The following is a 12,454-nucleotide window of genomic DNA, read 5'->3' as shown; positions in this document are numbered from 1 at the left end:
CGCCAGACCCTCGGCCTCGACATGCCCACACCCCGCGCCGATGCGATGTGGGGCCGGATTCGCGCATCACGAGTCTTCCTCTAGCGCGGGTGATTACCCAGTGCACTCCGTTCACATTCGGCACGTGGCGGTTCCGTGAAAATGTCCATTATGGTGGACTTCTAGGCCTTTACACCTGGTTTGACCGAGCGCTAGCGTTCCACGTATGACAGCATTCGAGAACCTGATCAAGACGATGACGGCCTCGGCGATGGAGGTGCTGGAGGGCTTCGACAAGCAGGCCGCACTCGACGCGGGCCTCGACCCCAATCGGGCGAATGCGTGGGGCAAACTCCACGGGACGTATTTCGGCCCCACGACATCGCCGCAGAAGCAGCGCCTCGCACGCGAGAAGGCGCACCGAAGCTCACTTTCCTTAGACCAGCTTGCCCTCATCGAGCGGAAAATCAGGAAGATCGCTTCGAACCGCGCGAAAGCGAAACTGCGCCTTTCGCTTCTCGACGCCGACGGCGACTACAAAGCCCTCGCACGCCTAGCCAAACGCCTCGTGCCCGGTGAGGACTCTCCTCCCCCGCCCCGCAAGCAGGTCACATTCTCTCGGTCGAGGGCAAGACGCCGCACCATGACAGTCACCGCCGACGAGCGCGACATGGCCGACCTTGAGCGCGCACTGACCATAGGTGCCGACACCTCCAAGCCAGTCGCACCACAAATGCTCGAGAGTTTCCTGCGGCTCATGCGCGGTTACAACCCGCCAGGCAGCCAGAGCGACGGGAACAGCGGCGAGGACGGCGGCAGCGAGCCACCCAGCACCGCCACCGCAGGCGTTCCTTACGCGGTGCCGCGTCCTCTTCTGCTCATTCCGCTCCACGAATGGGTGAAGATCCACAAAGGTGAAGGCGACGAAACGATACTGCAACTCACCGACGGCACCACCATGACCGGCGCAGAATTTCTCAACCAGTACTACGCCACAGCGGAGAATTACCTCGAAGCCGCCACATTCCACCCGGAGGAAGGGGCTGTGAACCTGTACCGCGGACGTCGATTAGCGAATGCGAAGCAGCGCACCCTCGCCCGCGCAACAAGCCCCACGTGCCCAGTGCCCGGCTGCCGGCACGGCGCCGACGCTTGCGAAATCCACCACATCACGGCGTGGAAGCGCGGTGGGGAGACGAATCTTGCCAACCTCGCGCCGTTGTGCCGTTACCACAACCGCGTCAACGACGACGACCCGCAGCGCGCGCGACGCGGACGGATCGTCAATGTCGCGGGCACGCCCGTATGGCGCTCCCCGCGCGGCTACCTCGTGCGCAACACGACACGGGGAGCGATGAACACCCTTTTCGCCTAACGACGCTCCCAGCAGTGCCGATGCCAATGCCTCCTGTCATCCCCGCGCCCGCCAGTGTCCCGCGGCCACGCCACAATGTGCGCAACCCCCGGCGGAATGTTTTGGTTGCAGCGGGGGCACACGTAGAACTTCGTCGCTGACGCCGATCCGATCTGCCGGACCAGGTAGATATCGCCGTGCGGACCTTCCTCCTCGCGCGTGCCCCAGTACGTGCCCCCGTCACGGGGAAGAGGACGCAATTGCTGCGCGTATCGACGATTCCTCCGCGGCACCCTAACCCCCTCCCCTCCCTAAAACAGACGCAACTCGTTGGATTCGATGCCGCGCAACTCGTCGTAATCGAGGGTGACGCACGTGATCCCGCGGTCCTCGGCGAGCGTGCGCGCCTGCGGCTTGATCTCCTGCGCTGCAAAGACACCTTTCACCGGACCAATCAGCGCATCCCGGCTCAGCATCTCGACGTATCGGGTCAGCTGCTCGACACCGTCGATATTGCCCCGGCGCTTAACCTCCACGGCCACGGCCCCACCATCGGCGTCTTTAGCCATGATGTCGACGGGGCCCAATGGCGTCGGATATTCGCGGCGCACGAGGGTGAAGCCTTCGCCGAGCGTCGTGATGTGCTCCGCGAGCAACTCCTGCAAGTGCGCCTCAACACCGTCCTTGATCAACCCGGGATCCACACCAAGGTCGTACGTCACGTCCGAATGAATCTCCTCAATGGTCACGCGCAACTGTTCACCCCTCGGGTTCTCCACCACCCAGAGCTGTGCACCGGTCTCGTCACCGTCCAGGTCCAGAATCGGTTCCTCGACAATCGTGCACGGCGGTGTCATCCAGTTCAACGGTTTGTAGGCGCGGTCATCAGCGTGGACCGACAGGGAGCCATCCGCCTTCACCATGATCAACCTGTCCGCGAGTGGCAAATGCGCATCCAAGCGGCCGACGTAATCCACCGAGCAGTGGGCGATAACTAGACGCATAGCTTCCTACCCTAGCGTCGCCGTCGTGTGTAACTCCCGGCGACCCTGCCCGTGATGGCCACTCAGGGTCCGAACGACCGCCAGGCCCGCTACCGCCGGCCTATCACCGGCCGGGCCCAAGAACCGCTGCCGCTATTGACTCAGGCAGCGAGGAAAGATCAGAGAGGACAGACAGTTCAAACAAGTTAGACGCCGCCGCGGAAGGCCCGCTGGTGCAAACAATTCATGTCCGTGCGCACCTGCCTGCTGTCCGGAGCGGACTCGACCCATGAGATCAGAGCCATGGCAGCGCGGTGGTTAGCCGCAAATTCATACTCCTCAGCCTGCGAGGAAAACAGAACAACCACCTCAACCCCGGGCATGAAATCCCGTTCGGTCTCGGTGGCTTGACGGTTACCGGTGATAGCGAGCGTCGAGCGATCAAGCTCCAGATCAGCGGAAAAAGACAACGAACGCAGCTTGAAGAACCGCATCGTTTCTCCGGTGTACACAGCAATGCCGTGGCGCCAACCATGGCTACCCGACGCTGGAAGCTGCCGAAGCAGCGCAGGAGTGCCGTTATTCCGCACTGTCAGGAACCTCCACAACGCACCGGCCAGCAGCACGATCGCTACTGCAACGCAGAGGAACCCCATAAGCTTCATAAAGGATCAGTCTAATAACTCAAGTTGCGAGAATTTAACCGCCAAAAGTTGGACTCCCCCCATCGAAGCACGGTATCGCTGCAATGGATTGCGCAGCGCGGGCGGGATGGATTAAGCGGCGAGTAACAATACGGCGCAAAAGAAACCGCCCGGACCAGCCAGTGGCAGGGTTCGGGCGGGGAGGGAGAGCTTAGGCGTTGCCGCTACGTCGCAAAGCTGCTTGCTCCGCTTCGTGGCGTGCCTTCGACATGGGGTCGTCCTCGTCGAAAGCCTCGTTGGAGTCGACCTCGTCGGCGAAGATCGCGTAGTCCGCCAGGATGGTGACCTTGTCTCCAGTCACCGAGACGAACCCACCCTGGACGGCCGCGACGATCTTGTCGCCGTCGACCGGGGTGATGGTCACAACGCCATTCTCCTTGAGCTGACCCAAGAAGGGTTGGTGGCCAGGCAACACGCCGATCTCACCTTCAGTGGTCTGAGCGGTAACAACCGTCGCCTCTCCGGACCACAGCTTGCGCTCAACCGAAACGAGGTGCGCGGTGATTTCAGCCATGAGCTACTCCTACTTCTCTTGCAGCTTCTTGTACGCAGCCTCAACGTCGTCCAGACCGCCGAGGTTGTTGAAGGCCTGCTCCGGGTAGTGGTCGAACTCGCCGGACGCGAGACGGTCGAACGCGTCGATCGTCTCTTCGAGCGGCACGTAGGAACCCTCGTCACCCGTGAACTTCTTAGCGACAAAGAAGTTCTGGCCCAAGAAGCGCTGGATCTTGCGGGCGCGCATAACGGTGATCTTGTCCTCTTCGGACAGCTCGTCCATACCGAGGATGGCGATGATGTCCTGCAGTTCCTTGTTCTTCTGCAGGATGTTGATCACCTTCTGGGCGACCTCGTAGTGGCGCTCGCCGACAATGCCCGGCTCCAGGATGCGGGACGTCGAGGTCAGCGGGTCCACAGCCGGGTAAATACCCTTCGAGGCGATGGAACGGGAGAGCTCGGTGGTCGCATCCAGGTGGGCGAAGGTCGTCGCCGGGGCCGGGTCGGTGTAGTCGTCCGCCGGCACGTACACGGCCTGCAGCGACGTAATCGAACGGCCCTTGGTGGAGGTAATGCGCTCCTGCAGAACACCCATCTCGTCAGCCAGGGTCGGCTGGTAACCCACAGCAGACGGCATACGGCCGAGCAACGTGGACACCTCAGAACCTGCCTGGGTGAAACGGAAGATGTTGTCGATGAACAGAAGCACGTCCTGGTTCTGCACATCGCGGAAGTACTCCGCCATGGTCAGGCCGGACAGGGCCACGCGCATACGGACCCCGGGCGGCTCATCCATCTGACCGAAGACAAGGGCGGTGTCGGGAAGGACGCCCATGTCGTCCATCTCGAGGAAGAGGTCCGTACCCTCACGGGTGCGCTCGCCGACGCCGGCGAAGACCGACGTACCGGAGAACTCGCGGGCAATACGGGTAATCATCTCCTGGATGAGAACGGTCTTACCCACACCAGCACCGCCGAACAGGCCGATCTTCCCGCCCTTGACGTACGGGGTGAGCAGGTCGATGACCTTAATACCGGTCTCGAGGATCTCGGTCTTGCCCTCGAGGTCCTTGAATGCCGGGGGCTCGCGGTGGATACCCCAGCGCTCGCCGTCCTGGCCGACCGACGGATCGTCGAGGCAGTCGCCGAGTGCGTTGAAGACGTGGCCCTTGACCTGGTCGCCGACCGGCACCGAAATCGGGTTGCCGGTGTCGACGACCTTGGCGCCGCGGACGAGGCCGTCGGTCGGGGCCATGGCGATGGTACGGACGAGACCGTCGCTCAGGAACTGGGCGACCTCGAGGGTAATGGTCTTTGCCACTGCCTCGAGCTCGATGTCGGTGTGCAGAGCGTTGTAGAGCTCCGGCAGCTCGCCGCGCGGGAACTCCACGTCGACGACCGCACCGATGACGCGCACGACGCGGCCGTTTTCGGAACCCTGCGGGTTCTGGGTGCTCTCAGCGCTACGAGCCTGGGTGGCATTATCAGCGGCGTTCTCGACGGCACCGGAGGCTGCGACGTTGTCATCGGCCCCGGTCGGCTCGTCGTTACGCCCATCAAAAGATTGAGCTGTAGTCATGTTCTAGTCACTTTCTCCGCTACCGGACAACGCGCCAGCGCCGCCGATAATCTCGGTGATTTCCTGGGTGATCTTCGCCTGGCGAAGCTGGTTCGCTTCACGCGAGAGCTCGCCGGCAAGTTCGGTTGCGTTGTCCGTCGCGTTCTTCATCGCGGTGCGTCGCGACGCGGACTCGGCTGCCGACGCTTCCAGGAAGATCGAGTAGAGCGACCTGGAAACGTAAGCGGGAAGCAGCTGCTCCATGAGCGAATCTGCGTCCGGCTCGAAATCCATGTCCGGCAAGACATTGCCGGACGTGTGCAACAGGTCTTCCTGCTCGAACTCCACGTCCTGGAACACGGGCTCGATGGGAAGCAGCTGGTGGACAGTGGCTTCCTGCGACAGCATGGACACGAACTTCGTGTACACAACGTGCACTTGGTCGAAACCGCGCACAGCCTGCCCCTCGGCGCCGCGAATGCCTTCACGCCACTTCGCTTCACCTTCGGAGCTTGCCTCGAAGCCTTGGATCATGTGCTGCCGCACATCGTGGGTGGCGTCCCACGACGGGTCCTGGGACCAGCCGGTCCACTCTCCCGCGATCTCCTGATCGCGGAAGTCGTAGTGGCTGACGCCCTTGCCGCCGGTCACGTAACGGACCACCTCGTAGCCGTTGTCCTGGAGCATGCGCTCCAGCTCGCCGGCTTTCTTGAGCACGTTGTGGTTGTAGCCACCGGCCATGCCGCGGTCGGATGTGACCACGAGCATTGCCGCCACCTTGCCGTTTTCGCGTTCACGAAGCATCGGGTGGTCCAGGGATGTCGCCGACACGAGGCGCTCCATCATGTCCTGCATCTCGTTGGCGTACGGCTGGGCCGCTTCAACGCGCTGCTGGGCTTTGGTGATCCGCGATGTCGCGATCAGCTCCTGGGCCTTGGTGATCTTCTTCGTGGAATTGACTGACCGGATTCGGTCACGCAGTTCGCGAAGTGTAGCCATGGTGTGTGCTCCTCCTTTCTCTTAAGTCGTAGTGAGTCGTATTCGCTTACCTAGTTCGGATTTAGTGGACGAACTAGCCGCGCTTCTGCGACTTACGAGAAACGTTGAGCTGGTTCTTCGACACATCCGCCTCGTCGAGGGGCTTTGCCTCCGGCTCGCGGACGACGTGCTCCTCGTTGGTGGGCTGGAAGTTGCGTGCGAAGCGCTCGTTGACGGACTTCAGAGTCGACTTGGACTCGTCGGACAGTGCGACACCACCGTCGATCTGGTCGTACACCTCAGGGGCCTCGGCACGGATCGTCTCGTGCAGCTCTGCCTCGTAACGACGGACATCTTCGACGGGAACGGAGTCGAATGCGCCCTCGTTGGCGAGGTAGATGGAGATGATCTGGAACTCGACCGGCTGCGGCGAGTTCTCGGCCTGCTTCAGCAGCTCGACGAGGCGCTGCCCGCGCTCGAGCTGACGCTTGGAGGCGTCGTCCAGGTCGGAGGCGAAGGCTGCGAAGGACTCCAGGTCGCGGTAGGCGGCCAAGTCAAGACGCAGGTTACCGGCGACCTTCTTCATGCCCTTGGTCTGTGCGGCACCACCGACACGGGAGACGGAGATACCGACGTCGATAGCCGGGCGCACACCCTGGTTGAAGAGGTCGGACTGCAGGAAGCACTGACCGTCCGTGATCGAGATGACGTTGGTCGGAATGAAGGCACCGACGTCGTTCGCCTTGGTCTCGATGATCGGGAGGGCGGTCAGGGAGCCGGCACCGAGCTCGTCGTTAAGCTTGGCGGCGCGCTCGAGCAGACGGGAGTGCAGGTAGAACACGTCGCCCGGGTATGCCTCGCGGCCCGGAGGGCGGCGGAGCAGCAGCGAAATCGCACGGTAGGCCTCAGCCTGCTTGGTCAAGTCATCGTAGATGACCAGGACGTGGTTGCCCTGGTACATCCAGTGCTGACCCAGCGCTGCACCGGCGAACGGTGCGAGCCACTTGAAACCTGCGGAGTCGGATGCCGGAGCTGCCACGATGGTGGTGTACTCCAGTGCACCATTCTCCTCGAGGGTGCGGCGCACACCAGCGATGGTCGAGCCCTTCTGGCCGATGGCGACGTAGATGCAACGGACCTGCTTGGTCTTGTCGCCCGTCTCCCAGTAGGCCTTCTGGTTGAGGATGGTGTCGATGCAGACCGCGGTCTTACCGGTCTTGCGGTCGCCGATGATCAGCTGACGCTGTCCACGGCCGATCGGGGTCATGGCGTCGATCGCCTTGATGCCCGTCTGCATCGGCTCCTCGACCGGCTGGCGGTCGAGAACGCCTGCGGCCTGAAGTTCAAGCGCGCGCTCTTCTTCGGCCTCGATCGGGCCGAGGCCGTCGATCGGCTGGCCCAGGGGGTTGATCACGCGGCCAAGGAAGTTCTCCCCGACCGGGATGGACAGGACTTCACCTGTCCGCACAACTTTGTCGCCCTCAGTGAGGGTCTCGAAATTACCCAGGACCACAACACCGATGGAGTCGGTGTCGAGGTTCTGTGCGACGCCGATGACGCCGTTCGGGAACTCAAGCAGCTCGTTGGTCATGCAGCCCGGCAGCCCGGAAACCTGGGCAATACCATCTGCAGCCGACGTCACCACGCCGACCTCCTCACGGGAGGCCTCCGCGGAGTAGCTCGAGGTGTAGTTCGCTATCGCGCTACGGATCTCATCGGAGGAGATCGTCAGCTCCGCCATGTTCTTCCTGCTCTCGGTAGATTGTTCCAGCATTTTCGTCATTAGAAAGCCGTGTTGGCGGCCATGTCGGCACGCAGGCGCGACAGTTTGCCGCGCGTGGAGCCGTCGATAAGCTCGTCGCCAACGCGGATGGTCACACCGCCGAGGAGGCTGGGGTCAACCTCGGAGTGGATGGCCATCTCGCGGCCGTATATTTTGCCTAGCTTGTCTGCCAGCGCGTCGCGCTGCGCATCCGTCAGCTCTGTCGCCGACGTGACCTCCGCAACGGTCTTTCCTGTCAACTCGGCGGACTCGCGCGAGATCGCTGCGATGTCGTCGACCGGGTTGTGCTCGGGGCGGCCGATCACCTGGAGCGCAAGCGCTTCGGTGTACATGCTCACCTTGCCGTACAGGACGCTCGCCAGAAGCTGGCGCTTCTGGTCCGCGGTTGCGCGGCGGTCGGACAGCAGCTGGGTCAGCTCGCCTTCGCGCTCGAGGAGGCGGGACAGTGCAAAGAGCTCATTTTCAACGTGCTCGAGCTTGCCCTCGCTCTCGGCTCCGCGCAGGAGGGCGCGGCGGCCCAGGTGCACGAGGCCCTCGCGGAATTCGCGCGGGGTTGACCATTCCTGCTCAGCGGCTTGCTTCAGCACGGCGAGGGTGGCATCAGCCACCTTGCTGCCGAACACGTCGCTGATCATGCCGGAGCGTTGCTCAGGCGCAAGGGATGCGTCTGCGACTGCCACACGCAGCGGGCGGTGCTGCTCGAGCTGGTCCACGACGAGGAAGAGCTCGGTTCCCACCTGTGCTGCGATGGAGACGGAATCGCCGGAGTTGCGCAGAAATGCGTCCAGTTTCTCGGCGACCCGAGTCTGTGCTTCGCGGCTAGCTGCTCTCATGGACTACCTCACTTCCGCGTCGCCGAGCGGGCGGAGACGGTGTCCAGCTGGCTCAGGAAGGAATCGATGGTGTTGGAGCGGCGGGTGGAATCCGACAGCTCCTCACCGAGGAGTTCCTCAGCCAACGTGATGGAGTTCTGGCCCAGTTCGTTGCGCAGCTCGGCGACAACCTGCTCGCGGGAAGCCTGAAGCTGCTTCTCGCCGTTCTCGACGATGCGGCGGGACTCTGCTTCTGCGTTGGCGCGTGCTTCGGCTTCGATCTCCTTGCCCTTCTGGCGGGCGGCTTCGCGGATCTCGGCGGCTTCGGCGCGTGCCTCAGCGAGCTGTGCGTTGTTCTTCTCCAGAGCAGCCTTGGCCTGTGCCTGAGCGGACTCAGCGCGCTCAATGCCACCCTTGATCCTGTCTTCGCGCTCAGCGAGAACTTCTTGGAACCGCGGAAGCACGTACTTCCAGAAGAGCAGGAAGATGACGAGGAAGACAACGAGGGACCAGACGAGGTCGTAGTTCTTGGGCAGGAGGATGGAGTTTCCGCCCTCAAGCGGCAACGTCTCGGCCTCCTCAGCCGCAAGTAGGTAGATGACGTTCGTCATTGGTTGCTCCTGATCTAAAAGGTTTACGAGTTAGCGTGAGAGTTCTTTTAGAACAGGAAGCCGGCGACGAAGCCGATCAGGGCAAGAGCCTCGACGAAGGCGATACCCAGGAACATCGTGGTGCGCAGCTGGCCGGCCATCTCCGGCTGACGTGCCATGCCCTCGACGGTCTTGCCGACGAGGATGCCGATGCCCAGGCCCGGGCCGATGGTGGCGATGCCGTAGCCGATGGCACCGAGACCGCTGATGGTGCTCTCTTCTGCTGCCTGGGCGAGGATGATGTCGTTCATGGAAAGTCGTTCCCTTTCTTGGTGCCCGGTCCAGTTGAGGGCCGGGCTGTGACGTTGTGAGTGGGGTTATTCAGTTGACCGTGTGTCAGTTCGCGCCTGACTAGTGCGAATCTGCGTGCAGCGCCAGTTCGATGTACACCGCGACCAGAAGGGCGAAGATGTACGCCTGCAGGAAGATGACAATCAACTCGAACAGGGTGAACAGAACCGCTGCGACCAGTGTGAGGCCACCCATTGCCGTCCAGCCGTTGAGCTGCCAGAAGAAGAAGTTCGTGGCAGAGTACAGCATGACAAGAATGATGTGGCCGGCCAGAAAGTTCGCCATGAGACGAAGAGCCAGGGTGACCGGACGCAGAATGAACGTCGAGAAAAACTCGATCGGCACCACCAGAAGGTGGAGCACGGGAGGCAAGTTAGGAATCACGAGCGAGTGCTTCACGTATTTGCCGAATCCGTAGCGCGATGCGCCTGCGTAGATCATGGTGAAGTAGCCCACCAGCGCGAGCACGATCGGCAGACCGATTCGTGAGCTCGGCGAGATGTTCAACCCCGGAATGATCGTGGCAACATTCATGAAGAGGACCGTGAAGAAGATGGTCGCGATCACCGGAAGGAATCGGCGGCCTTCTTTCTTGCCCAAGATGTCTTCGGCGATCTGCACGCGGACGAAGTCCACTGCGAGCTCACCGAAGTTCTGCAGACCTTTGGGAACCAACTGGGGTTTCCGGAAAGCCAGCAAGAACAGGATGATCAGCACGGCCGCCATGAAGAGGCGGACAAGCATGATGCGATCCAGCGCGAACCAACCACCGAGGAAATCTTCCCCGATGATTTGGCCGTAGTATTGCCCCGGGAAAAATTCTGGGTCCAATTCGGGCGCGTGGAAGCTGCCCCTCATGGCCAAAGTTGTAACGCTCAGCGTTCTCTCCCGTTCTCGGGCCGCATCCCCGGTGTGGGGTGCGGTGCGATGGACGTCTTCATTTCTGCCTTCCGCGGCGGACTCCGTCGCACATCAGCTACCGCGGTGCAGGGGACTTCTAGAGGCGGTTACCCCATTAAGGCGTAGCTCTCCTCTTCTAACCCGCGCTTAGCCTATCAGCAGAACGTGCGAATCGGGCATGTTGGGGGGAGGTTGTCGCGGGTATTTATGGAGCGATTTCTCAGGGTCCACGTATGAGCAGGTGCGCGTTTTATTCAGTGGCCCGTTAGGGGTGGCACAGGGGGCACCCGCTTATCGACGTCTCCCCCGCTACCCCACGTACAGCGTCCGAGTCGTCATAATTCCCCACACTTCGGTGGCGAGAACCACGACGAGCGCCGCGATGACCGTGACTGCGAAGGCAGTCGTGTCGTAGAAGGTCATCGTGCGCAGCCACGCGAGGATACCCATCAAGACTAAGAGCTTGACTAGCCAGCTTCCGAGCACGACTGTCATGGTCGTTGCGGGCGTGGTGTTGGAGGTGAGCAGCACCGAGACGACCGTGAGGAGGACGAACCCACCGCCGATGGCCGCGCCGAGAAGCACGCCCCAGATTCCTGGCAGGTCTCGCATTCCGCCCCAGACAGCCAGAGACACAATGGTGAGCGCGACCAGCGCCCAACCCCCCAATTTGAGGGCGCGCTTCAGCGGAGCTTGGGGGTCCTCGTATTCCCGGTACTGTGCATCCGCTGCGATGGTGGAGCCAGCGGCGGACCCGGCGGTGGAGCCGGCGACGGACTCTGTGGCGTGTGGTTCGGTGGCTTCAGGTTTCACAATCGCACATGCTACCGCGCGGGCCCGATCTTCCCTTTCATGGCGGGCACGGCAGTGGCGGCCGCTGCAATGACGACGGCGCTGACAAGCAGAACGGCCGCGTAGCGGGACGGGATGACGGAGAAGCTCACAGCTCCGAATGCGATGGCAGAGACCCACATGTACAGCACGAGCACGGTGCGGCGGTGGGTATGCCCGAGTGCAAGAAGGCGGTGGTGAATGTGCTGCCGATCCGCAGCGAACGGGCTCTTTCCCTGGGAGACGCGCCGGATCACCGCCATAATCAGGTCGATCACGGGAAGGGCAACTGCCGCAACAACGACGAGGAAGGGGCTGACGAGCGCCACAAAGTCCGCCGTGCCGTAGAGCGACATGTTGATCTTCCCCGAGGCGGAGATCGACGCCGCAGCGAGAAGAAGACCGATCAGCATGGCACCGGAGTCGCCCATGAAGATCCGGGCGGGCTCGTAATTATGCGGCAAGAATCCCGCGCACATGCCGACGAGAGCGGCGCAGATGATCGCGGGCGGGTACGCCGAGACTGCCCCACCCTGATCATGCAGAACGGTCAGCGAGAAAACCAGAATGGCGGCACTGGCGATCATCCCGAGCCCGGCAGCGAGACCGTCGATGCCGTCGACAAAGTTGAAGGCGTTGATGAGCATAACGATCAGCAGAGAGGACACGATTACTCCCTGCGTCTGGTCGAAGATGACGGTGGTGCCGCCGCCGAAGGGCAGGTAGAAAACATTGAACGACAAGCCCATCACAGACATCGTCACTGCAGCCACTACTTGTCCGAAGAATTTGGATAAGGCGCCCAGTTCGTACAGGTCGTCAATAATGCCGACCACCACGATGAGGAACGAGCCGACAACCACGGCCGTCATTTCAGGCGTGACAGGCGCGAAACCGCGGGTCAGGGCCGGCAATTGCATCGCCAGGTACACGGCCGAAAGAAACCCGGTGAACATGGCCACCCCGCCGAGACTCGGTGTGGGTTGAGTGTGCACGTCCCGCTCACGGATCTCCGAAATGCGCCCGGTGCGGACGAGCAGGGAGCGGACAGGCCCCGTCGCCAAATAGCTGATCACCGCCGCGACGAGAATGACCAGCCCGAGCTCCCGAAGTGGGACACCAGATCCGGTCATGAC

The 12,454-nt window shown here is 62.2% G+C and carries 14 protein-coding genes; 1 reads left to right on the top strand and 13 read right to left on the bottom strand.

Going from position 1 to position 12,454, the window contains the following annotated elements:
• Positions 1–205: 205 nt before the first annotated feature.
• Positions 206–1,354, top strand: a complete 1,149-nt coding sequence (locus QYQ98_RS00175; protein WP_302006769.1) for an HNH endonuclease signature motif containing protein — start codon at positions 206–208, stop codon at positions 1,352–1,354.
• Here the strand turns inward: QYQ98_RS00175 and QYQ98_RS00170 are convergent.
• From QYQ98_RS00170 to QYQ98_RS00110, 13 genes are all read right to left on the bottom strand, one after another.
• Positions 1,351–1,626, bottom strand: coding sequence for a hypothetical protein (locus QYQ98_RS00170; protein WP_302006768.1), 276 nt, complete (start codon positions 1,624–1,626; stop codon positions 1,351–1,353). The genes QYQ98_RS00175 and QYQ98_RS00170 overlap by 4 nt on opposite strands.
• An 18-nt stretch (positions 1,627–1,644) precedes the next feature.
• The gene (gene nucS / locus QYQ98_RS00165) at positions 1,645–2,337 is read right to left on the bottom strand and encodes an endonuclease NucS (protein ID WP_302006767.1); all 693 of its coding nucleotides are present in this window, start codon (positions 2,335–2,337) and stop codon (positions 1,645–1,647) included.
• Between the two features lie 185 nt (positions 2,338–2,522).
• Positions 2,523–2,981 (bottom strand): DUF2550 domain-containing protein, encoded by a 459-nt coding sequence (locus tag QYQ98_RS00160; protein ID WP_302006766.1) that lies wholly within the window; start codon positions 2,979–2,981, stop codon positions 2,523–2,525.
• A gap of 190 nt (positions 2,982–3,171) precedes the next feature.
• A complete protein-coding gene (locus QYQ98_RS00155; protein WP_302006765.1) occupies positions 3,172–3,534 on the bottom strand; it encodes a F0F1 ATP synthase subunit epsilon in 363 nt (120 codons plus the stop codon).
• A gap of 9 nt (positions 3,535–3,543) precedes the next feature.
• Positions 3,544–5,094: a F0F1 ATP synthase subunit beta gene (atpD, locus tag QYQ98_RS00150; protein ID WP_302006764.1), complete on the bottom strand. Its 1,551-nt coding sequence runs from the start codon at positions 5,092–5,094 to the stop codon at positions 3,544–3,546.
• Positions 5,095–5,097: 3 nt separating this feature from the next.
• Complete coding sequence (locus QYQ98_RS00145; RefSeq protein WP_302006763.1) at positions 5,098–6,072, bottom strand: F0F1 ATP synthase subunit gamma; 975 nt, start codon at positions 6,070–6,072, stop codon at positions 5,098–5,100.
• Positions 6,073–6,145: 73 nt separating this feature from the next.
• A complete protein-coding gene (gene atpA, locus QYQ98_RS00140) occupies positions 6,146–7,825 on the bottom strand; it encodes a F0F1 ATP synthase subunit alpha (RefSeq protein WP_302006762.1) in 1,680 nt (559 codons plus the stop codon).
• 8 nt (positions 7,826–7,833) lie between these two features.
• Positions 7,834–8,667 carry a F0F1 ATP synthase subunit delta gene (locus QYQ98_RS00135; protein WP_302006761.1) on the bottom strand — a complete coding sequence of 278 codons (834 nt, stop codon included), beginning with the start codon at positions 8,665–8,667 and terminating at the stop codon, positions 7,834–7,836.
• Between the two features lie 8 nt (positions 8,668–8,675).
• On the bottom strand, positions 8,676–9,257 hold the full coding sequence (locus QYQ98_RS00130; protein WP_302006760.1) for a F0F1 ATP synthase subunit B: 582 nt from the start codon (positions 9,255–9,257) through the stop codon (positions 8,676–8,678).
• Between the two features lie 47 nt (positions 9,258–9,304).
• Entirely contained in the window at positions 9,305–9,547 is a 243-nt protein-coding gene (locus QYQ98_RS00125) for an ATP synthase F0 subunit C (protein ID WP_302006758.1), read from the bottom strand.
• 100 nt (positions 9,548–9,647) lie between these two features.
• Positions 9,648–10,445 carry a F0F1 ATP synthase subunit A gene (atpB, locus tag QYQ98_RS00120; RefSeq protein WP_302006757.1) on the bottom strand — a complete coding sequence of 266 codons (798 nt, stop codon included), beginning with the start codon at positions 10,443–10,445 and terminating at the stop codon, positions 9,648–9,650.
• A gap of 351 nt (positions 10,446–10,796) precedes the next feature.
• A complete protein-coding gene (locus QYQ98_RS00115; RefSeq protein ID WP_302007770.1) occupies positions 10,797–11,222 on the bottom strand; it encodes a hypothetical protein in 426 nt (141 codons plus the stop codon).
• Between the two features lie 89 nt (positions 11,223–11,311).
• Positions 11,312–12,451 carry an MraY family glycosyltransferase gene (locus QYQ98_RS00110; protein WP_302006756.1) on the bottom strand — a complete coding sequence of 380 codons (1,140 nt, stop codon included), beginning with the start codon at positions 12,449–12,451 and terminating at the stop codon, positions 11,312–11,314.
• Positions 12,452–12,454 lie beyond the last annotated feature (3 nt).

This window comes from Corynebacterium sp. P3-F1 (assembly GCF_030503635.1).
Lineage (GTDB): Bacteria > Actinomycetota > Actinomycetes > Mycobacteriales > Mycobacteriaceae > Corynebacterium.
This window is presented reverse-complemented; position numbering and strand designations above follow the sequence as displayed.